Source organism: Flavobacterium soyae, from assembly GCF_045348165.1.
Taxonomy (GTDB): Bacteria; Bacteroidota; Bacteroidia; order Flavobacteriales; family Flavobacteriaceae; genus Flavobacterium; species Flavobacterium soyae.
This window is the reverse complement of the sequence record NZ_CP150845.1, coordinates 2,719,379-2,743,161: the sequence shown is the minus strand read 5'-3', so window position 1 is coordinate 2,743,161 and position 23,783 is coordinate 2,719,379. Positions and strand designations below refer to the sequence as shown.

Below are 23,783 nucleotides of genomic sequence, written 5' to 3'. Positions count from 1 at the left end.
TTATACTAAATACATTCCTAACAATAAATTTTGAAAATAGATTTTTTAAAATCCTGCTATATGTTGTTAAAGAAATTATAATTTCTAAATTTATCTTGTTTTTATTTATTCTAAATAATAATGATAACTAATTAAAAATAAAATCATGAATTATTCTAACCAAATTACAAAGCAGTTTCTCTACACAATCTGCTTGTTCTTTATTTTTATTGGTGCTGTAAATGCCCAGCAAAATAACGGAAAAATTAAAGGAACGATTACAACCTCTGACGGCGAGCCGGCACTTGGCGTAAACATCATTCTTAAAAACTCAAAATACGGAACTGTTTCTAATGAAGATGGTTCTTTTGAATTCAATAAAGTAAAACCAAATACATATACCGTTCAGGTTTCCTTAACGGGCTACGAAACCCTTGAACAAGAAGTGACCGTTGCAAGCAATGAAACAACAGCATTAAGCTTACAATTGAAAGTTTCTAACAAACAATTAAAAGAAGTTATCATTACCAATTCGAGAGGAAAAGCATTCCCTAAACAAAGTACTTATGTATCAAAAATGCCTCTTAAAAACATCGAAAATCCACAGGTTTACAATGTCGTTTCTTCTGAATTAATGAAAGAACAGGCTATTACAACTTATGACGATGCATTAAAAAATGTACCGGGAATTCAAAAATTATGGGAATCTACAGGCCGCGGCGGCGATGGCGGTTCGTATTATACTCTGCGCGGATTTGAAGTTCAGGCTAATATCGTAAACGGATTACCGGGCTTGACTAATGGAAGCCTTGATCCTGCAAACGTTGAAAGAATTGAGGTTATCAAAGGCCCGTCTGGAACTTTATTTGGCAGCAGTTTGGTTAGTTATGGAGGTCTTATTAATACCGTGACCAAAAAACCATACGAAGGTTTTGGCGGAGAATTTTCATATACGGCAGGAAGTTTTGGCCTTAACAGAGTTACCGCTGATGTTAATACGCCATTAGATGATAATAATGATATTTTATTTAGGGTAAATGCTTCTTATCAAACAGAAAACAGTTTTCAGGATGCTGGGTTCCGCACAGCACTTTTTTTCGCTCCTTCCCTTTCTTACAAAGTAAATGACAAATTATCTTTTCTTATTAATACTGAGTTTATGCAGGAAGAAAAAACAACTCCGCCTATGTTGTTTTTAGGAAGAGAATCTCAGCTGCAGTATGCAAATCTTGATGAACTGAACTATAATACTCACCTTTCTTTTTATAGTAATGATTTAACTATGAAAAACCCAAGGTTCAATTTACAAGCTCAGATGAATTACAAAATTTCTGATCAATGGACATCGCAAACCACTTTTTCGAGAGGTTCTTCAAAATCTGATGGTTATTACTCTTATATTTATGATAATCAAAATGGTACGAAAGAATTTGGTCTAAGCCTTACTAAAGAGCAGTCACAAACCACAACAACAGATATCCAGCAGAATTTTGTCGGCGATTTCAAAATCGGAAACATGCGTAACCGTTTAGTTGCCGGACTTGATTATTATGCAAAAGAAGTAATGTTTGGCGGCAGCGGATATGCATGGTTATACAATGTAACAGCACAGGGAGCTGTAAGTTATATTGATCCTGAAACCGGTATCGAAGCTAGTCCGAGATATCCTACCCGCAGTTCTGTAGATAACGTTTTGGCAGCATCGGGAGTAACAAATTACACGAGTAAAGAAGCCACATACAGCGCTTATGCATCTGATGTTATTAATATAACACCAAGTTTACTTGCAATGGCGAGTTTACGTGTCGATTATTTTGATACTGAAGCTGATGTAACAACAGATAAAGATGATTATGACCAAACTGCTTTATCACCAAAATTTGGTTTGCTTTATCAGCCAATACAAGATAAACTTGCCGTGTTTGCAAATTATATGAATGGTTTTAGAAACATTTCTCCAGCCGTTACATATGATGAAGTTACAGAAGAACCAACTGGAACAAAAACATTCAAACCAGAACATGCAAATCAATTAGAGTTTGGAGTAAAAGCAAACCTTTTAGCAGATAAACTAAATGCAACAGTAAGTTATTATGATATCGAAGTAGAAAATTTAGTTACTGCAGCACTGGGAAGCGTAGTAAATACAACTCAAGGAGGTACCGCAAGAAGCAAAGGATTTGAATTTGACCTGAATGCTGCACCAGTAAAAGGCTTAAGTATTATAGCAGGCTACAGCTATAATGACAGCAAAATAGTAAAAGGAGATGCTGCAAATTCATGGCTTGAAACCGGAAAAAGACCATTTTGGGCAGGACCTAAAAACCTTGTAAATCTTTGGGCAGCTTATAAATTTGACGAAGGTTTCTTAGAAAATTTCGGAATTGGTTTTGGAGGAAATTATGCCAGCGACAATATTATTTTGGACAGCCAGGTAACAGGAAAATTTGTTTTGCCGGAATACACCGTAATCAATGGTTCAATTTTTTATAGTTCGGCTAAATTTCGTGCAGCTTTAAACATAAACAATATGGCAAATAAAGATTATTTTAATGGCGGATGGTCTACAGTTAATCCGCAAAAACCAAGAAATGCTTTATTGAGTTTTTCTTATAAATTCTAAAAATGTTTAGAGTTTGTCATTGTCAGGCTGAGCGAAGTCGAAGCCCACACAGTGTAAAACCCTTTGACTTCGCTCAGGGTGACAGCTCTTCATTCTAGTTAAATATCAAAAAAAGGGACTAATAAAAAAAGTCTCTTTTTTAAACTCCACTATCGATAATTAATCTAAATAAACATTGCTCAACAAATATTAAACAGTACATTTGTGACACAAAATAATAACCCATAAATTAAAAATCCTGAGCGTTTATCAGGATTTTTTCAATATTAATTTTAAATCTTATTATCATGAAATCAAAAACTTTTAAATTAATAACATTTGCATTTTTAATGCTTTTTGCAACACCTCAGCTTTTTGCCCATGCACTTTGGATCGAAACTAAATCAACCGGAACAAAAGGGAAAGCACAAGAAATTTCTGTTTATTTTGGAGAATTTTCAGAAAACGATATTACAAAAGCAGATAAATGGTTTTCTGATTTAAAAGATTTCTCTTTGGTAGTAATTTCTCCATCAAAAAAAGAAACAAAACTTACTGCAAAAGCTTTAGACAATAAATACCAGGCGTTTTTTACTCCAGATGAAGACGGAGTTTATACTATTGTAATGCATCATACAGTAAAAGATGTTTATGGCACAATGAAATTAGATTATAATTCTAGTGCAACTGTAGTTGTTGGAAACAAAGCAGCAGGAAATGTGGCTGCAGTAAACAATAATATAATTAGTGTTTTTTCTGAAAATGCTGATATTGCGAAAAAAAATACAGTAATAAATGTTTCAGCTTTATATAATGGAACTATTGCAAAAGAACAAAAAATTAAAGTTATCGCCCCAAACGGCTGGGAAAAAGAATTATGGTCAAATGATAAAGGTGAAATTTCTTTTACGCCAATCTGGTCAGGAAATTACATGGTAGAATTTGCTTATACAGAAAAAGCTGCCGGAGAACACAACGGTAAAAAATATGATGAAATCTGGAAAATGGCCACATACTTAATTGCTGTTAAATAATTTTCAAAACTGTTTTTTTAAAATTTTATTCTTCAATCAAACCTTGTTCCTATGAGCAAGGTTTTTTGTTTTTATATTACATATTTTCACACACAATTCTTTAAACAATAAAAACTACAAAAGCAATATCTTAAGACAATCTTAAGACAAAACTAATAAAACTTTAATAAAGATAATCACTTCATAATTTTTTGTTAAGGTGTCCGTCTCTTTATATTTGCAATCGATAATTTTTATTGAATCTAAATAAATACCATGAGACAAAATTTAATAACACTCTTAGCTTTAATATGCTTTGCTTCTTCTTATAGCCAGGATTATACCAGTACAGAAAATAATACAGCAAGCGATACTGTAAAAAACAAAAAAGGAGAAATATTAAACGAAGTAATTGTTACCAAAAACAAAGAACCAAAACCTGTAACAGCAGTTCGTTCTGGTTTAAAACCAATGGATAATCCGCAAGCTATACAAGTTATTGGAGCCGAGATTATCGAGCAGCAGCAAGCCATCAGATTAAGTGAAGTTTTAAAAAATGCTAATGGTGTTTATGTAAGTTCTGCGCGCGGCGGTGCTCAGGAATCTTTTTTCTCAAGAGGTTATGACATGTCTGCCAACAATATGTTTAAAAACGGATTTCGTTATAATGCAGGTTCAATTCCAGACGTTTCTGGTTTAGATAAAGTAGAATTTCTTAAAGGGGGCTCGGCTTTATTATTTGGAAACGTAGCCCCGGGCGGAATCGTAAATCTTGTGACAAAAACACCTCAATTTAAAAGTGGCGGCGAAATTTCTATGCAAATGGGAAGTTATGCTTACTACAAACCATCGATCGATTTTTATGGTCCTCTAAGTAAATCGATTGCTTTTAGAATTAATGGTTCATATGAAAACTCAGAAAGTTTTAGAGATGTTGTAAAAAACGAACGTTTGTATGTTAATCCATCATTACTTTTTGATATTAGTGCTAAAACGCAGATTACAGTACAGGGAGATTATTTAAGTGCTGACTGGACTCCGGATTTTGGAACAGGAATTATTGGAAAAGAACTTGTAGATGTACCACGCAATAATTTTTATGGAGCACTTTGGTCTAATGGAAATACAAAATCTGCAAGCGCTTCTGCTTTAGTAAACCATAATTTTAATGACAATTGGAAATTAAATTTTAATTCTTCTTTTCAAAATTACGACAGAAGTTCTAAATCTACTGCTCAATTAGCAACGGTAGATGCTAACGGAAACTGGGCCAGACCATTGGTTCAAAATAAAAATTTAGAGCAAATACTTGGTGATCAGCTAAGCTTACAGGGAACATTTAATACAGGAAGCGTTAAACACCAAATATTTACCGGAGCAGACTGGGAAAATTCGTTTGCAACTGCTTATACATTTGCTTTTTCTCCAGCCAACTACGATACAATCAATCTTTATAACTTTGATCCTTCAACACAACGAAACGATATTCCAGACGCAAGAACTACTCAAATTGCAAAAACAGAAACAAATCGTTTTGGGGTCTATGCTCAGGATTTAATTTCTTTTACAGAAAAAATCAAATTACTGGCTGGTATTCGCTGGTCTTGGCAGGAAGCTGAAGTTACTACTTATAAAGAAGTATACAATAACACCACAAAAGTTCAAACTACATCGCCGGAAAATGCGGTTGCGGTTGTAACACCAAAACGTTTAGACAATGCATTTTCTCCTAAAGTGGGATTAGTGTATCAGCCAACAAAAGATATTTCAGTATTTGGAAGTTATTCTAACTCTTTTACGCCAAATACAGGAACAACTGTAGATTTACAGCCTATAAAACCTTCTATCATTGACCAATATGAAGCCGGAATTAAAACTGATTTCTTAAAAGGATTATTAAGTACAAATGTTACAGTTTATCAAATTACAAACAGCAATTTTGCACAAATGGCGCAATTTAAAGCTGACGGAACAGCAAATGCAGATACAAACCTTAAAGTATTAAGCGGCGAGACTAAAAGTAAAGGTGTAGAAATCGATGTCACTGCAAGACCTGTTGAAGGTTTAAACATTATTGCAGGTTATAGCTACAATGATATGCGTTACACAAAAACATCTGGATTAAATGGAAGTTTTATCGAGGGGGATCGTTTGGTAAGAACACCTCAAAATACTGCTAATTTAAGTTTCTTTTATACTCTTCAGGAAGGATTTTTTAAAGGAGTTTCTGTAGGTGCAATAGGGAATTATGTAGGAGACCGTTTAGGCGGATGGAATGATCAATACAACACTGATACTACCAAATATCCTGATGGTATTTATCACAGAGAAATACCATTAAAAGGTTATACTACAATCGATGTTTCAGCAGGATATACCTGGAAAAAATTCTCTATTCTTTGCAAATTATCAAACATTACAAATGAATTAAATTATACAGTTCACGAAAATTACAGTGTAAACCCAATTGCGCCAAGACAGGTAATGACAAGTTTACGTTATAAATTCTAAAATTTTGAATTAGATTTTTCCCATTCAAAGTTTTCTGATTATTAGAGATTACAATGTTTTTTTGGAAAATTTAAACCTCATCTTGCAAAAGGTGAGGTTTTTTATTTTGTTAAAAATGTGTCTCAATTTATAATTACTTTTGTCCGCATAAACCATTACAAAACTTAAAATTCAAATATGTCTGATTCTACAAAAAACCAATTAAAGAAAAGTTTAGGGCTTAGTTTTAATATTGCCGTATTAATTGGAGGAACCATTGGCGTTGGCATTTTAAGAACCCCGGGAACTATTGCAGAAATGCTCAACAATTACTGGTTCATCCTTGCCTCCTGGCTTTTTGGTGGTTTGTACGTTTTATTGGGTGCCAATTCGTATGCTGAACTTGCAACGATGTTACCTAAGGCCGGGGGATCTTATAATTATATTAAAAGGGCTTTTGGCGAATATGCCGGATTTCTTTCCGGGTGGTTTGATTATATTACTAATGTTATTCCGCCCGCATTTTATTGCATTGTAATCAGCGAATATATTGTTATTTTGTTTCCGGCTCTTGCTGATTACTCGACAGTAATGGCAATTTCTTTGTTAGCTGCTTTTGTATTGATTCATTTAAGCGGTGTAAAAAACGGAAGTATAATTCAGCAGATTACGAGTTTCCTTAAAGTAATTTGTTTTATGTCCCTGGTTGTGGCTTGTTTTATGTATACCGGTGTTAAAGTTCCGCTCATAAAAACTGATAACACCCTCTTTCAGATTGGTTTATTATTTGGATTTTTCAAATCATTGCAGTTAATCATCGGGACTTATAATGGCTGGAACAGTGTTTGCTTTTTTGCCGAAGAAAATGATAATCCAAGTAAAAACATTCCGAAATCATTATACAGCGGCGTTTTTCTTGTTGCTGCTATTTATGTTTTGGTAAATGCGGCTTTCTTTCATGTTTTACCAATTGAAATTTTAGCCAAATCAAATCTTGCCGCCGCCGATGTTGCTAAAATTCTATTCGGAGAAAACGGTGCTATTATCGTTACTGTAATTTCAATATTTTCTTTAATCAGTATTTTAAATGCTTTTATGATGATCCCGCCAAGAATTCTTTACGGATTAAGTCGTGACGGTTTTTTTATAGAAAAAGGAACAACAGTGAACAAAGGCGGAACTCCAATTGTCGCACTTTTAGTTTCATCATTTGTTAGCTTATTTTTGATTTGTATTGGTTCGTTTGAAGTACTGTTCTCCTTCGCCGCATTTATCTCAATTATTGTTTGGGGACTGGCTTATTTATCACTTTTAAAATTAAGAACTTCAGAACCAAACTTACCTCGACCGTATCGTTCTTTTTGGTATCCGTGGACAACTATTATTGCTATTATCTCTTCTATTACCTTACTGATTGGATTTATTTACAGTGATCCAAAAAGCTTTATTATCATTATGGGAATTACAGTGATTTCTTATCCTTTGTTTTTAGTTTTGAAGAAGAAACTATAATGAAGAATTTCTGCTGACATACTGTTGTCACTTAATGTGATTTAATTTGCAATATAAAACATAAAAAAATGGACAAATTAGATTTAGCAAAAACTGACAAAGTATATTATACTGCTAAAATTAAGCCTGAAATACTTCATATAGAAAAAACAAATTATATATCGATTATTGGTAAAGGAGATCCTTCAGGAAAAGAGTTTTCAGAAAAAATTCAAGCGTTATATGCCACAGCTTACGTTATTAAATTTGTGCTAAAGGCAGTAAATAATGATTTTGTTGTTCCAAAACTAGAAGCCTTATGGAGTTTTGACGACAAAAAATACAAAGATATTTCTATGGATGAAGCGCCTGTAAAGATACCTCGCAGTGAATGGAATTACAGAATTATGATCAGAATGCCGGATTTTGTAACTAGAGAACAAACCAAAGCCGCTATTGATACAGTGGCTAATAAAAAACTAATAGAATTAGCTAAAGCAATCGAATTTTATGAAATGACAGAAGGCAAAGTGGTGCAGATCCTTCATGTTGGGCCTTTTGAAAATGAACCGCAAACACTGAAAAAAATTCAAGAATTTACTACCAAAAACAATTTACAAAAAAACGGATTACATCACGAGATTTATTTATCAGACTTTCGTAAAACATCTCCCGAGAAATTAAAAACTATACTTAGGGAACCTGTAAAATAATAAATTTGACAGATTTTAAAGAACAAAACAACATGCTATTGTCCATTCTGACGAAAACAAAAAAGCTGTCCGAAATGGACAGCTTTTATATTAAAGAATAATCTGATTCTTATTTCAAACCAGCTAAACTCTGCTCGATTGTAGCAATTTTTGCTAAAGCATCGGCTTGTTTTTGTTTCTCTATATTTAAAACTTTTTCCGGAGCTCCATTTACGAATTTCTCGTTTGAAAGTTTTGCTTCTACAGATTTAAGGAATCCTTTTGTATAATTCAATTCTTCTGTCAGTTTTGCAATTTCTGCTTCCACATCAATATTTCCGGTAATTGGAATGAAATATTCATTTGATTTTACGCGGAAAGATAATGCACCGTCAACTTTAGCAGAAACATATTCAAAAGCAGAAACGTTTCCTAATTTTGTTACGATTGAATCAAAATGCGTCGTTAGATTCTCGCTGTTGATTGCTTTTAATTCGATAGCATCTTTAAACGGAATATTTTTGTCTTTTCTGATAGTTCTAATTCCAGAAATTACTTCTGTAATATTATCAAAATCAGAAATTAAATCAGCATTGAACGGTTTTAATTCTGGCCAGGTTGAAACAATTAAAGCTCCTTCTGGCGTTCTTTCGGCAATTAACTGCCAGATTTCTTCTGTTAAGAAAGGCATAAACGGATGAAGTAATTTTAAATTACTTTCTAACATTTCGATTGCTTTATCAAACGTTGCCTTATCAATTGGCTGCTGATATGCTGGTTTGATCATTTCTAAGAACCAAGAACAGAAATCATCCCAAACCAATTTGTAGATTGCCATAAGAGAATCTGAAATTCTGTATTTCTCAAAATTATCTTCAATATCAACTAAAGTCTGCTGCAATTTTGCTTCATACCATTCGATCGCCACTTTTGATGATTCTGGCTGTGGAATTGTTTCTGAAACTTCCCATCCTTTAATTAATTTGAAAGCATTCCAAATTTTATTAGAGAACGCTTTCCCCTGATTACATAATTCTTCATCAAACATAATATCATTTCCTGCAGAAGCACTTAAAAGCAATCCTACACGAACACCATCGGCACCAAATTTATCGATCAAATCTAAAGGATCAGGAGAATTTCCTAATGATTTAGACATTTTACGACGCTGTTTATCACGTACTAAACCTGTTAAATATACGTTTGTAAATGGTTTTTCACCTGCATATTCGTAACCAGCAATAATCATTCTGGCAACCCAGAAAAACAAAATATCCGGACCTGTAACCAAGTCATTTGTTGGATAATAATATTTGTAATCTGCACTTTCGGGATCCATTATTCCGCCAAAAACAGACATTGGCCATAACCAGGAAGAAAACCATGTATCTAACGCATCGACATCTTGTTTTAAGTTGTCGGTTGTTAGTTGCTGGTTATTGGTTTTGGCTTGTGCTAATTTTAACGCGTCTTCTATATTTTCTGCCACTACGAAATCTTCTTTTCCGTCTCCGTAATAATAAGCAGGAATTTGTTGTCCCCACCATAACTGGCGAGAAATATTCCAATCGCGAATATTGTTTAACCAATGCGCATAAGTGTTTTCAAAACGTTTTGGATGCAATTTAATATCCCCTGTTTCTAAAACAGATTTAATCGCAGGTTTTACCAATTCTTCCATTTTTAAAAACCATTGATCTGATAATCTTGGTTCGATCACCGCTTTGGTTCTTTCAGATGTTCCTACTTTATTTAAGTGGGTTTCGGTTTTTGCCAAAGCTCCAATTTCTTCCAGTTCTTTTGCAATTTCAATACGAACTACAAAACGATCTTTCCCCTGATAATGTAATCCGAAACTATTTAATGTAGCGTCTTCATTAAAAATATCAACGATTTCAAGATTGTGTTTTTCTCCAAGAGTTTTATCGTTCATATCGTGCGCAGGAGTCACTTTTAAACATCCTGTTCCGAATTCTACATCTACATACTCATCTTCGATAATTGGAATTACTCTGCCGCAAATAGGAACGATTGCTTTTTTACCTTTTAAATGTGTAAAACGCTCATCGTTTGGATTGATACAAATGGCAGTATCTCCAAAAATAGTTTCCGGACGAGTTGTGGCAATGGTTAAAAATTCCTCAGTTCCTTCGATTTTATATTTCAGGAAAAATAATTTTCCTTGTTGTTCTTCGTAAATAACTTCTTCATCAGATAAAGTCGTTTTTGCCTCCGGATCCCAGTTTACCATTCGGTATCCTCTATAAATCAAGCCTTTGTTGTATAAATCAACAAAAGAACGAATTACAGATGCAGACATATCCGGATCCATCGTAAATTTTGTACGCTCCCAATCGCATGAAGCACCTAATTTTTTAAGCTGTTCAAGGATTGTTCCGCCATATTTATCTGTCCATTCCCAAGCATGTTTTAAGAATTCTTCCCGGGTTAAATCGTTTTTATTAATTCCTTCTGCTTTTAATTTCGCAACTACTTTTGCTTCAGTAGCAATTGATGCGTGATCCGTTCCCGGAACCCAGCAGGCATTGAAACCTTTAAGACGTGCTCTACGAATTAAAACATCCTGAATAGTATTATTTAACATATGTCCCATATGCAAGACACCAGTGACGTTTGGAGGCGGAATTACAATAGTATACGGCGTTCTATGATCTGGTTCTGAATGAAAATAGTTGTTTTTCATCCAGTAATCATACCATTTGTTCTCAATCGTCTTAGCGTCAAATTGTGCTGGAATTGTCATTTATTAGGTTGTTTAATCGTTTAACTGTTTAATCGTTTTTTTGTTTAACTGTTTAATTGATTTTTACTTTTTTAAATCGTCAATCGATTAAACGAATTAACGATTAAACAATTAAACAGAAAAATTGGTTCAATTTTTGTAATTGTAATTGACAGCAAAAGTAAATAATTAAGTACACTATAAAAAGCGAATTAATAATTTGTGTGTTAATTAAAAGAATGTATATTTACTTACAACTTAAAAATAATTTCAAGATGAAAAATGTTGCCTCTTTTATTGCAATCGTATTGTTTAGCGCAATAGGTTATGCACAAAATGGCCCAAAAATTGAATTTGCAGCCCCGGACAATACAATTGATTATGGAAAAATTTCTAAGACTGATAATGGAGTTCGCTCCTTTGAGTTTACTAACACCGGTGACGCTCCGCTTTTAATTATTGGTGCAGAATCGACAGTTAGTTCTATAGTTGTTACAAAACCTGCAGCAGCTGTAATGCCTGGTAAAAAAGGAAAAATTGATGTTAAATACAATATGACAAGCGGGCCAATTCGTAAAACAATTACTGTTGAAACCAATGCTGTAAACTACCCTGACGGCAGGGTCGCCTTAAAAATTAAAGGTGAAGTTTTATAACAAAAATAAAATCTTAAAAAAACTAAAGCCGTTTCAAAATTAAGAAACGGCTTTAGTTTTTTTAGAGAAGCCAATCTTGCTTCTTAAATCTTTTTTCTTATTTACTATTCAGCACATTCAGCGCTTTCAAATTTATATTTTACACGATCAAAATCGATAGGTTTATCTTTTACTAAATAAGTAACTCCCATCGTGGTCTGCATTGTTCCGTTTCCTAAAATAAGCTGCTTGTCTTTCTTTAAAAATGCCATAGGATTTTTAAACGTTTTGTCTTTACTTGCTAAATCCTTAAAAGTATAATCTGCAAATAACGTATCTTCATGAAATTCGCCTGCAATTTCGCCAGTTCTTACTGTTGAAGGCGCAACTTTCATAATCATATTTCCACTTAATTTTCCATTTTTTAAAGTGTTAAGCTTTAATTGAATAGTATCTTTTTCATATACGGCCTGATAGCATTCTGTTTTTATAACTGTTTCAGCATCAGCTTTTGCTGCTTCTGCCTGTTTTTGTTTTTCTTCATTTTTACAGCTTTGAAATCCAATGCAGATAACAAGCATACAAGGTAAAACTAGATTTTTCATATTTTAATATTTTGTTTCAAGGTTATTTTATAAAATTAAAAAAAAAGAAGCCAAAATAAAGGCTTCTTAATTAAATTATTTGTTTTCATAGAATTTATAAATTCTTAATTACAAATTCAGATCTTCTGTTTAATTCATGTTCTTCTTCAGAGCATGCATCGTCAGTTTTACATTTTACAATTGGTACAGATTCCCCATAACCTTTTGCCGAAACTCTTTTTGCATCAATTCCGGATTGTATAATAAATTCTCTGGTCGAATTGGCTCTTTTTTGAGATAAACTTTCATTGAATTTTGCATTGCCTCGAGAATCTGTATGCGAACCTATTTCGATTACCATTCCCGGGTATTTATTCATCAGTGCCACAACTCTACCTAAAACAACTTTTGATTCTTTACGAATGTACCACATATTGTAATCAAAATAAATTGGATCAGTTTTGATAATTAATCTGTCTTTATCTCTTACAACATCTTTTTCCTGCTCTAAAATTTGTTTTACTTTTTCGTTCTTTTTGATTTCTGCGGCAGCAATTTCAGCTTCCTTCGCTTTCTTTTCTTTTTGTTTTAATTCGATTACGGCAAGTGCTTCTTTCTTTTTATTTTCTTCTTCTATAATAATTTCCTGCTGTCTTTTCTTTTCGGCGTTTTCTTTTTCTTCAAGTTTGATTTTTTCCAAAGATTTTAATGCTAAAGAAGCGTCATTTTCTTTATTTCTAATATTATCTAAAGTTACCGTTTTAGATTCATTTGTATATTTTTCTTTAAAAGCCGAGACTTTATACGAAGCTTCACAAAGAGCTCTAAAACTAAACTTTCCGTCTGCAGAAGTTGTTGCTGTATTCAGTGTTTTATTATTTGAATCCTGCAGTATTACTGTGGCATTTTCTAAAACCAATTTAGTGTCAATATCTGTAATAACTCCTGCAATCAACTGATGGCAGTCTTCAACAATTAAGTCTTTAGTTTCTTTAAATTGATAAATATCGTCGCTGCCCTTTCCTCCTTCTCTATTTGATGCAAAATATCCTTCTTTGGTTTCAGAATCGATATTGAATGCAAAATCGTCTAAGTTTGAGTTTAATGGAAGTCCAATATTTATTGGTTTTGAATATTCAGTTCCGTTTATTTCAGAAACAAAAACATCCAAAGATCCATAACCTAAATGCCCGTCAGAAGAAAAATAAAGTTTATTATCTGCAGAAGCAAAAGGAAATTGTTCTCTTCTATTTGTATTAATTTCCGGGCCTAAATTCTTGGGAGTATCAAATGCACCTTTATTTATGTTTACCGAATAAATATCAAAAGAACCAAGAGATCCCGGCATATCTGAAGCAAAATACAATATTTTTTCATCAGCACTAAGTGCAGGGTGTTCTACTGAATAATTTGGGCTGTTAAAAGGCAGTGACGTAATATTTGTCCATTTTCCATTAACTAATTCAGCTTTAAAAATCTGAAGATTTGAAATTTCCTTGTCGTCTTTCTTTTTCTTTCCGTTTTTAGAATTATTTCTGGTAAAGTAAATTGTTTTACCATCTTTTGTAAAAATGGCATTTGACTCGTGCATTCCGGTTTTTAATTCCTTAGCAAAATAATATGTAATAGAATCTGCAGAATTAATATTTTTTAGCGGAACTGTAACCAAATTTAAATAGGTTTCGCCATCCCATTTAAATTTTTTATCGAACATTCCCGGCTTCAATTTAACACTAGCAAAAACCAAATTGTCTTTGTGTTTTACGGCTCCAAACTCTGAATTTGGTGTATTTATTGGCAGGTTTTTAATTTCAAATCGTTCTCCAATTGCCGAAACATTTTCCAGGGTTTTAATATCTTCTTCAAAATTGGCAGCATCTTCAGGATTTGATGATTTTGCATAATATTCTTTTAAAACATTATTTGCATCATTGTATGCATTTGTTGCTTTTAATGTCTGAGCATATCTAAAATAATATTCTCTGTCTAAATTGTCTTTATAATTTTGAAATAACAGACGATAATAACGCTGCGCTTTTATTAAATCATTTGTATAATAATAAGAATCTGCAAGGTTTTTTATAACTTCTTGTGATGGCTTTTCTTCGGCTAATTTTTCGTATAAAATAATAGCTTCGCTGTAATAAGTTCTATCAAAAAATTTCTTTGCTCTAATCAATTCCTGATCTTGGGCATTTATAAACTGTATTGAAAATACGAATATAATAACGAGTAGTTTTTTCATATTTTTCATTTTAGAAGAATCTTGGTGATTTATCAAATCCTTTACCTAATAAATCTAAATCAAAAAGCAGCATAATTTCATGCGTCCCCGAATTAAACTGACCTAAATTTGTAAGTGTATAATCGTAGGCATAACCAACTCTTAAAGTAGGTGTTACATTAAAATTAAACAAAGCACTTACAGAATCGTCTATTCTATAAGCCGCACCAAATTCAAATTTTTCATTGTACAAAACATTGGCTGTTAGATCTATTGAAATAGGTGCTCCTTTTACAAATTTTGTCATAAATGCGGGTTTTAGTTTCCACATATCATTTACCTGGAAAACATATCCAGCAGTTAGGAAAGTATGAATATTTTCGGCTCCAAAAGCATTTACTCCAGACTTTTCTTCAATATATTTTGTTTTCAATAAGTTAGGTACCGAAAGACCTACATATAAATTATCTCTAAAATAATAAGCTCCTACTCCAATGTTAGGTTTTGTTGCATTTATGTTTTCGGCGAAAGCCATGTCAGTTGCCGGATCATTAAACTTAAACCCATTAAAATTAGTCTGCATTGATGATAAGCCTGCTTTTAATCCTAGTGAAAGTTTATTCTTTCCTCCTAAATTTAAAACGTATGCAAAATCAGCATAAATATTGTTTTCTTTTTTAGCACCATCTCCAATATCATCTGATATAAATGAAAGTCCGGCTTCGACCTTATCCGAAATCGCCGTGTGTCCAAAAAAAGTAAAAGTTTTTGGAGCTCCAACAGCACCAACCCATTGTGTTCTGTACAATCCTCCAAAATTCATCATAGCAGGAACTCCTGTCGCATACGCCGGATTCACCACGCTCATATTATACATATAATGCGTATATTCAGGATCCTGCTGCGCAGAAACTGATGTCATATAGAAGAAGAAACTTATATAGAGTATTATTTTTTTCATTTGAAATTTATATTAAAAATTATCGATTTAGATAAAGACGTCCTTGTTGAGGGGGTCTATTGTCTTTATTAAAATAGAGAATGTAAAAATATACTCCGTTTGGTGCTATTCCGCCTCCAATTCCACTTTGCTCGTAATTTATTCCATCCCATGCCGGCTTATTTTTAAAGCCTTTATACATTCCGTTTCCATATCTGTTAAAAATTTCCAGCGAATAATTTGGGTATAAAAAATCAATGTCAGGAATAGTAAAAGTGTCGTTAATTCCGTCTCCATTAGGAGAAAATCCATCGGGAACAAAAAATGTATATTCCGGAGAATCACAAACAATTAATGAAACCGTAACTGCAATGTTTTCTTGTGAAAGACAATTTACTGCCGGCGAAAAATCAAACCCATAATAAGTTGCTTTATCAACTAAAGGAGTTGAAGGCGAAAGTAAGTTTCCATTATTTGGTGCGTCATACCAAACAACTGTTGAAGGCGATCCAGTATTATTTGAAAGATTAAGAATTGTAGGATTGTCTAAACCACAAAAATTTTGTCCATCCTGATTTAAAGCTGGAGCCGGCGTATCGTTAATTGTTACTGTAATTTTGGTTGCAGGAGATACACAGCCAGCTGCAGAAGTTTCCTTAACAAAATAATCCTCAGATTTTAAAACATAAGTATTTGGAAGAGGTGTAACTTCGGCAGCAGAGATATACCATTTATATTGGTTTCCCTGAGGCTGCAAATGTGCAATTGTCGATTGATCTGTTTTACAAAATGCCTGATCAGCAGCTATTGGTAAAGCTGGTATAGGATTTAGCATAAAAGCAGCAGATATTCCTGTTACATCACTCTCGCAAGTAGTAATATTGTTCTTTAATTTAATAATAGAAATTGTTGTTGAACCAGAGTTTACCAATAAGTTTGATGGAATAATAAAACCAGCGCTTCCATCTACAGCATTTAAAGCAACAGTTTCTACATTAGAAATATTACTGCCAGAAAGTTTATAAGACAACGTAACATCGGTCAAAGTCTGAAAACCCGAGACATTGACAGTTACTTCTTCGCCAAAACATACATTTTGAATCTGCAATCTTAAAAGTGACCCATTTGGCAGAGGATTAATAAGAATCTCTCCTGATAAATTGGCTGCATTAACGCATTGTGAAATTACATGTGTAATTGCTGTAATAGTTACAATAGAAGTTCCGCTTCTTGAGTTAAATATTTCTGGTACAACAAAAGTTGCATTTCCTCCCAATACTGTGATTCTTGCTACTTGCGAAGAAACATTTGTCGCTCCTGATAATCTGTACACTATATCATAATCTCCATCTGCCAGTTTTACAGCATTTGAAATCTGGATTACAGCATCTTGATCCTGGCAAGTTACAGCAGGACTAATTAGTGCTCCATCTAAATCCGGAATAGGATAAATTATTAAATCGTCTGATAAATTATTTATTGTATTAATACAGGATCTTTGACTATTAAAGGCATAAATATCTAATATGGTTACAGTAAATTTTCCGGCTTGTTGGAAAAAATCCGGTCTGATTGGAAAAATAAGAACTCCATTGCTAAAATTTGCCAAAGCTGTTTCTGTCGCTGCCCTTGGCCCTGAAACACTATATTTAACATAATAACTGCCATTTGGAATATTTGCCGGACCTCTTGTAATAGTAACAGTATAATTTGCTGTTGTAATTTCACTTTCACATATATCAGAGTTAACCTCTAAAACTGCTCCGCTAAAATCAAGTTTTTCTTCTAGTCTAATTACAACTGTTGTCTGTTTATTGGGGCAAATAGGATTTGATGAATTGACTCTATAAGAAAAGCTATATTCGTTAGATCCCATAGTATTATATATTTTTTCTATATCAATAACATGATCGCCTTTAAAGTTAAGTTCGCCAGTATTACTATTATCTACCCATGTCCCTCCTGGATCTTGTCCTGAAATTAAATTAAACAAATCATAATTTCGGTATGCTGACAAACCATTATTGGCGCATAATGTTAATCTTTGAGAATCACCCGATTTTGGTGCCTGGAAAACAGTTATAAATACTGTTGATGCTGCAGGCGAAGGACAAGTACCTATAGCCGGCATCGTATAAGTAAACTGGTAAGTACCTGCTAAATCTTTAATATCAACAGATGATCCCGTTATATTTTGATTTGTAGTATCATTATGCCATTGCCCATTAGAATGCGGCCCCAAATAAGCACTATCAAAAGCCTGAAAAAGATTAAATGGACTATCTTCGTTGCAAACTGTTGCTGTTGGAGAAGGTTTTCCTGCATATCCTCCAATAGTTACTGTAACTGTAGCTGAATTATCAAGACAGCCATTAACACCGCTAACTGTATATGTATATTGATAAATTCCACTTTGGCGAATTACATGTGCATTTAAAATACCGGTAGCAGTATTTAAACCGCCTGAGCTATTATCATCGTTCCAAACACCACCAGCAGTTGCCGATCCTAGTAAGGAAAATAAATCTATAGATTGATTAGCAGGGTCTGGAATATCACAAACTGTTAAACTTGTATCATTACCTGCACATTGAGCATTTACTGTTTGAGATAAAAATGATAAAAAAACAAAAAATAAAACTACACGTAAGAAATCATTGCATTTTTTGACCATAAGCTATTATTTTTTGACAAACTTAATAAATTATTAATGTTGCTTAAACAAAAAAATAATTTTAATAATTATTTTTTTACAAAATTAAAGCGGTTAAAAAAACTTAGCTAACCCATTTTTTTTAATCCAAAAAATTAATTAATCAATAATTCATAACTCATCTTCGAGTCTAAATCTAAATCTCAAAATCAAACTATTACGTTCTACTTCGAGTGTAATCCATTTATCTTCTTCTGATTTTAAAAGCTGATTAATCTGCTGTAATGAATATTTATAAGGTCTCTCACCATTTATAGATGTAATAAGATCACCTTTCAGCAATCCGCATTTTTCTGCTGCAGATTGTTTTCTGATATTGACAATTTCATAAACAGGTTTCAAAGAAAATTTATATCTAAAGTTACCATTATTATTTTGATTTGGTTCTCCCTCATTTAATGATACAGCAACCTTTACGGTTTCTAAATGAACTGTTTCCTGAACCCACTGCAGCCCGTTATGCTGAATTGTAATTCCGCTTTTATTATAAGTAAAAGGATCTTTAAACTTGTGGTTTTTCTTTAGGTACAGCTTTTTATCAGCATAATCTAATACTACCGTAAATCGTTTTAAAATTTCTCCTCCTACTGAACCTATACGATCTGGAACCATCTTAACATTTCGAATAGAGCTAGAATCTGGAAATGCTACAATTGGTTTTTTAAATTCAAATTCATCAATCGTAAATTTTTGAATTCTGGCACGGTGCCCTTCAATATCACCACTAAAACCTTTTCCAAGAAAGTCAGGAAAATTTCTCTTTGGAAGTTTTATTTTATTATTTTCAAAAATCCAAAAAGCATCACTATTACCAATATCAATTAATAGTTTTGCTGGAATTTCTTCGTTATCTACAAAGGCAGTTGTGTAAATATAAGGCTTAGATTTTTCAATTGTAATAGGAATCGCTTTAAATTTTTTATCTAATTTTTTTCTGATAGATTCATTATCTGAATGCACAATAACTTTTCGCTTTTCATAATTCACTTCTACTATATTATTTTTAAAGAATTTATGACCGATAATTCCATTTACCGGAATACCAATATGAGACGAAAGATTAAAACTTTGATCTAAAATCACAAACAACATGTGATTATCAGATCTTAATCCGTGTGTTTCAAAAGTATTTTTTGTCGATTTAAGCCCTTCTATTTCACTTTCAGATCCTAATCCTCTAAGTCTGATTTTTTCGACATTATTAAATTTAACCTCCTGCATTTCATCCATGCTAAACAAAATCGTTTCTTCGACACCGGAATCTAATAAGAAATTCAGCTCGATTCCATTTACTTTAATCGGAATAAAAATGAGGTTATTTATCAATTTAAAAGGGATTGCCACCTTTTGTTTGTTATTTTGGATAATGAAACTATCCTGAGATTTTGCACAAAAAGGTATCAATAACCCAAAAAACAACACAATATATTTTTTCATTGACAATATTTTATTATAAAATTAGTAAATATATTTATTATTGTTAGATTTTTATAAGTCCATGCATTGTTTACGTTAAATTCGAAAAAAAAATGCAAATTTGCACTTCAATAAAAAATCTCATGCCAACAATTTCAAACAAAGGCAGAAACATGCCCGAATCACCGATACGCAAGCTTGCTCCTTATGCAGATATCGCAAAGCAAAAAGGACACAAAGTGTATCACTTAAACATTGGTCAACCGGATATCAAGACTCCCGAAGTGGCCATCGAGGCGGTAAAAAATATTGATTTAAGTATTATCGAATACAGTCCGTCAGCCGGATACGAAAGTTACAGAAAAAAATTAGCTCAATTTTACCAGCGTCAAAATGTAAATGTTAACTCAGAAGACATCATCGTTACAACGGGTGGCTCTGAAGCCCTTTTGTTTGCACTGGCCACAATTACTGACCCTGGAGATGAAATTATTATTCCAGAGCCGTTTTATGCTAATTATCATGCGTTTGCCTCTTCAACAAGTGCAACAGTAGTTCCTCTTGTTTCAACTATTGAAACAGCATTTGCTTTGCCAAGTATTGAAGAAGTCGAAAAATTGATTACTCCAAAAACAAAAGCAATCTTAATTTGTAATCCGGGAAATCCAACGGGGTATTTATATTCAGAAACAGAGATTAAACAATTAGCCGGTTTAATTAAAAAATACGATCTATATTTAATTGCTGACGAAGTATATCGTGAGTTTTTATATGATGGAGATGATGTACATTTTTCAGTTATGAATTTAGAAGATGTACAGCAAAATGTAATCATGGTCGATTCAGTCTCAAAACGCTACAGTATGTGCGGCGCAAGAATTGGGTGTTTGATTACTAAAAATAAACAAGTACTGGCGACAGTTATGAAATTTGCTCAGGCGCGTTTAAGTCCGCCAACAATTGAGCAGATTGCCTGCGAAGCTGCAATTGATACGCCACAAAGTTATTTTGATGAAGTAATTGCAGAATATAAGGAACGACGTAATACTTTAATTTCAGAACTAAACAAAATTGAAGGTGTAATTGTAACCAAACCCAAAGGTGCCTTTTACTGTATTGCACAATTACCAATAGCAGATTCTGATGATTTTGCTCAATGGCTTTTAGAAAGTTACAGCTTAAATGGCGAAACGGTTATGATTGCCCCTGCAAAAGGGTTTTATTCAACTCCGGGAATGGGATTGAATCAAGTTAGAATTGCGTATGTTTTGAATAAAAAAGATTTAATTACTGCTGTAAATATCTTAAAAGAAGCACTTTTAGTATACAACAGCAAATAACAAACAGACTAAACTTAAACTTTCAAAAGACAGTAACCATTTGTGTTATTGTCTTTTGTATTTTAAAGAAGTCGCAATTAGACCAATTTTAAATTATATCCAAAAAGGATCGATTAAATAGTAAAAACCATAGAAAAGGTTTCCTATTTATTAATTATCTTTACCGCCTTAAAAAGATATACCCATTATAATAGTAGTTTTTAATGATAAATAACGAAGATTTTTTAGACGAAATAGGTGACAGTCATTTCAGCAGTAATGCAAAAAACCCTCTTAGAGCGGACGCATTTGACATAACTGATGAGGAAAAAATAGAAAAAATTAAAAAAGATGTTGAAAATATTCTGCAGACATTAGGAATGGATTTGACAGATGACAGCATAAAAGGTACTCCAAACCGAGTAGCTAAAATGTTTGTAAAGGAGCTTTTTGGTGGTTTAAATCCTGCGAAACAGCCAAAAGCGTCAACTTTTGACAACAATTACAAATATGGTGAAATGTTAGTAGAAAAAAACATTACCGTTTATTCTACCTGCGAACACCACTTACTGCCAATTATAGGACGTGCTCACGTTGCTTATATTTCAAGCGGAAGAGTTATCGGCTTATCAAAAATGAACCGTATTGTTGAATATTATGCAAAAAGACCTCAGGTTCAGGAGCGTTTAACTATGCAGATTGTTCAGGAACTTCAAAAAGCTTTAGGAACCGAAGATGTTGCCTGCGTTATTGATGCAAAACACCTTTGTGTGAACTCAAGAGGAATTAAAGATATCGAAAGCAGTACAGTAACTTCTGAATTCGGTGGAAAATTCAAAAATCCCCAAACGAAAAGAGAGTTTTTAGACTATATTAAATTAGATACTCAGTTTTAGTTTAATCGTTAATTTGTTTAATCGCTTCGTCACTAAACCTTAATTTTCGATTAAACGATTAAACAAATCAACAATTAAACAGAAATCCATGTATCTTTTTTCATTTGAAAAGCTAGAAGTGTGGCAAAATGCAAGAATCTTTATTTTGGATATTTATAAATTAACTAGTAAATTTCCATCAAATGAATTGTTCGGAATTACTTCCCAAATAAAAAGAAGTTCGTCATCAATCGCTACTAATATTGCAGAAGGAACTTCCAGAAATACAAATAAAGACAAAGCTCATTTTTTAACGATTTCCTATTCATCAGCGATGGAAACTTTAAATCTCTTGATTATTTCAAAAGATTTAAATTATATGTCTGAAATAGAATATGTAGAATCTCGTGAAAAAATTGAAAAAATCTGTAATCAGATAAATAGTTTAAAAAAATATTATCTTTCAAAAGAATAAAACGCAGCTAATTAAAAAACAATAAAACGTTTACACGATTAAACAAATCAACGATTAAACGGTTAAACAGAAAAAAATAAATATGCCACTATATAGCAGTCAACCCCTAAAAATATACAATTCACTTTCAGGTGAAAAAGAAAATTTCAAACCAATCCATGAAGGAAATGTTGGAATGTATGTTTGCGGACCAACGGTTTATAGCAATGTGCATTTAGGAAACGTGAGGACTTTTATGTCTTTTGACGTGATTTTCAGGTATTTTTTGCACCTTGATTATAAAGTTCGTTACGTTCGTAATATTACCGATGTTGGTCATATTGTGGATGATGTTGATGAAGGTGAAGATAAAATTGCTAAAAAAGCACGTTTAGAGCAGTTAGAACCAATGGAAGTTGTTCAGCGTTACACTGTTGATTTTCACGATATTCTAAAAGCTTTCAACTTTTTACCGCCAAGTATTGAGCCAACTGCAACCGGGCATATTATTGAGCAAATCGAAATCATCAAAAAAATCATTGATACCGGAATTGGTTACGTTGCCAACGGATCTGTTTATTTTGATGTTGTAAAATATAACGAAACCAATAATTACGGAGTTTTAAGCGGTCGAAATATCGAAGATATGCTTGCCAATACTCGTGATCTTGATGGACAATCAGACAAAAGAAATCCACAGGATTTTGCACTTTGGAAAAAAGCCGAGCCAGAACACATTATGAGATGGCCTTCTCCCTGGAGCGATGGTTTCCCGGGCTGGCACTTAGAATGTACCGCAATGAGTACTAAATATTTAGGAAATCATTTCGACATTCACGGAGGCGGAATGGATTTAAAATTCCCGCATCACGAATGTGAAATCGCTCAAAACGAAGCCTGCACAGGACAATCGCCGGTAAATTACTGGATGCATGCCAATATGCTTACGCTTAACGGAAAGAAAATGGCAAAATCTACCGGAAATAACATTTTACCAGGAGAGATTTTAAGCGGTGACAATACTATTTTAAGCAAAGCCTTTTCTGCTTCGGTAACTAGATTTTTTATGCTGCAAGCGCATTACAGAAGCATTTTAGATTTCTCTGATGATGCTATTACTGCTGCTGAAAAAGGATATAAAAGATTAATAGAAGCTCTTGAAGCATTACCAGCAATAACAGCCGGTTCTTCAAGTTCGATTGATTTTGCTGCATGGAAACAAGTTTGTTATGATGCAATGAACGACGATTTTAACACACCAATTTTAATTGCGCAGTTATTTGAAGGTGTTCGTTATATCAATTTATTAAAAGAAGGAAAAGAAACTATTTCTGCCGAAGATTTAAAATTATTTTCGACAGCTATAAACGCTTTTGTTTTTGATGTTTTAGGTTTAAGCGATGAAAAAGCAGCCGACAGTAATAACGATAAATTAGAAGGTGTGGTAAATATGCTTATCGGAATGAGAAATCAGGCAAGAGCAGACAAAAATTTTGCTCTTTCAGATCAAATTCGAGATCAGTTAATTGCTTTAGGAATTCAGCTAAAAGACGGTAAAGAAGGAACTTCTTTTAGTATTTAATAAAAAAGTATTAAGTGTTCAGTATTTAGTG

At 33.0% G+C, this 23,783-nt stretch carries 16 protein-coding genes; 10 read left to right on the top strand and 6 right to left on the bottom strand.

Annotated features, from left to right (window positions below):
- The first annotated feature begins 145 nt into the window (after nucleotides 1-145).
- The 5 genes from AABD74_RS11695 to AABD74_RS11675 all read left to right on the top strand — a co-directional run bounded on the left by AABD74_RS11695 (nucleotide 146) and on the right by AABD74_RS11675 (nucleotide 8,288).
- Nucleotides 146-2,602 carry a TonB-dependent siderophore receptor gene (locus AABD74_RS11695; protein ID WP_406842975.1) on the top strand — a complete coding sequence of 819 codons (2,457 nt, stop codon included), beginning with the start codon at nucleotides 146-148 and terminating at the stop codon, nucleotides 2,600-2,602.
- 287 nt (nucleotides 2,603-2,889) lie between these two features.
- Complete coding sequence (locus tag AABD74_RS11690; RefSeq protein WP_406842974.1) at nucleotides 2,890-3,615, top strand: hypothetical protein; 726 nt, start codon at nucleotides 2,890-2,892, stop codon at nucleotides 3,613-3,615.
- A gap of 255 nt (nucleotides 3,616-3,870) precedes the next feature.
- Nucleotides 3,871-6,105: a TonB-dependent siderophore receptor gene (locus AABD74_RS11685; protein WP_406842973.1), complete on the top strand. Its 2,235-nt coding sequence runs from the start codon at nucleotides 3,871-3,873 to the stop codon at nucleotides 6,103-6,105.
- A gap of 177 nt (nucleotides 6,106-6,282) precedes the next feature.
- A complete protein-coding gene (locus tag AABD74_RS11680; protein WP_406842972.1) occupies nucleotides 6,283-7,596 on the top strand; it encodes an APC family permease in 1,314 nt (437 codons plus the stop codon).
- Between the two features lie 68 nt (nucleotides 7,597-7,664).
- Nucleotides 7,665-8,288, top strand: coding sequence for a GyrI-like domain-containing protein (locus AABD74_RS11675; protein WP_232681312.1), 624 nt, complete (start codon nucleotides 7,665-7,667; stop codon nucleotides 8,286-8,288).
- 109 nt (nucleotides 8,289-8,397) lie between these two features.
- Here AABD74_RS11675 and AABD74_RS11670 read toward each other — a convergent pair whose 3' ends face one another.
- Entirely contained in the window at nucleotides 8,398-11,031 is a 2,634-nt protein-coding gene (locus AABD74_RS11670) for a valine--tRNA ligase (RefSeq protein ID WP_406842971.1), read from the bottom strand.
- Nucleotides 11,032-11,285: 254 nt separating this feature from the next.
- On the opposite strand from AABD74_RS11670, the gene AABD74_RS11665 reads away from it, so the two are divergent.
- The gene (locus AABD74_RS11665) at nucleotides 11,286-11,666 is read left to right on the top strand and encodes a DUF1573 domain-containing protein (RefSeq protein WP_232681310.1); all 381 of its coding nucleotides are present in this window, start codon (nucleotides 11,286-11,288) and stop codon (nucleotides 11,664-11,666) included.
- Between the two features lie 104 nt (nucleotides 11,667-11,770).
- Here AABD74_RS11665 and AABD74_RS11660 read toward each other — a convergent pair whose 3' ends face one another.
- From AABD74_RS11660 to AABD74_RS11640, 5 genes are all read right to left on the bottom strand, one after another.
- Nucleotides 11,771-12,250 (bottom strand): hypothetical protein, encoded by a 480-nt coding sequence (locus tag AABD74_RS11660; RefSeq protein WP_406842970.1) that lies wholly within the window; start codon nucleotides 12,248-12,250, stop codon nucleotides 11,771-11,773.
- A 94-nt stretch (nucleotides 12,251-12,344) separates the two neighbouring features.
- Nucleotides 12,345-14,474, bottom strand: coding sequence for an OmpA family protein (locus AABD74_RS11655; RefSeq protein ID WP_406842969.1), 2,130 nt, complete (start codon nucleotides 14,472-14,474; stop codon nucleotides 12,345-12,347).
- A gap of 10 nt (nucleotides 14,475-14,484) precedes the next feature.
- A complete protein-coding gene (locus AABD74_RS11650; RefSeq protein WP_232681306.1) occupies nucleotides 14,485-15,414 on the bottom strand; it encodes a type IX secretion system membrane protein PorP/SprF in 930 nt (309 codons plus the stop codon).
- A gap of 19 nt (nucleotides 15,415-15,433) precedes the next feature.
- A complete protein-coding gene (locus AABD74_RS11645; RefSeq protein WP_406842968.1) occupies nucleotides 15,434-18,067 on the bottom strand; it encodes a gliding motility-associated C-terminal domain-containing protein in 2,634 nt (877 codons plus the stop codon).
- Between the two features lie 150 nt (nucleotides 18,068-18,217).
- Nucleotides 18,218-19,543, bottom strand: a complete 1,326-nt coding sequence (locus AABD74_RS11640) for a PDZ domain-containing protein (RefSeq protein ID WP_406842967.1) — start codon at nucleotides 19,541-19,543, stop codon at nucleotides 18,218-18,220.
- Between the two features lie 122 nt (nucleotides 19,544-19,665).
- On the opposite strand from AABD74_RS11640, the gene AABD74_RS11635 reads away from it, so the two are divergent.
- From AABD74_RS11635 to cysS, 4 genes are all read left to right on the top strand, one after another.
- A complete protein-coding gene (locus AABD74_RS11635) occupies nucleotides 19,666-20,862 on the top strand; it encodes a pyridoxal phosphate-dependent aminotransferase (protein ID WP_232681303.1) in 1,197 nt (398 codons plus the stop codon).
- A 203-nt stretch (nucleotides 20,863-21,065) separates the two neighbouring features.
- Nucleotides 21,066-21,737 (top strand): GTP cyclohydrolase I FolE, encoded by a 672-nt coding sequence (gene folE, locus AABD74_RS11630; protein WP_232681302.1) that lies wholly within the window; start codon nucleotides 21,066-21,068, stop codon nucleotides 21,735-21,737.
- An 88-nt stretch (nucleotides 21,738-21,825) separates the two neighbouring features.
- Nucleotides 21,826-22,191: a four helix bundle protein gene (locus tag AABD74_RS11625; RefSeq protein ID WP_406842966.1), complete on the top strand. Its 366-nt coding sequence runs from the start codon at nucleotides 21,826-21,828 to the stop codon at nucleotides 22,189-22,191.
- An 82-nt stretch (nucleotides 22,192-22,273) separates the two neighbouring features.
- A complete protein-coding gene (gene cysS, locus AABD74_RS11620) occupies nucleotides 22,274-23,752 on the top strand; it encodes a cysteine--tRNA ligase (protein ID WP_406842965.1) in 1,479 nt (492 codons plus the stop codon).
- Nucleotides 23,753-23,783: the final 31 nt, after the last annotated feature.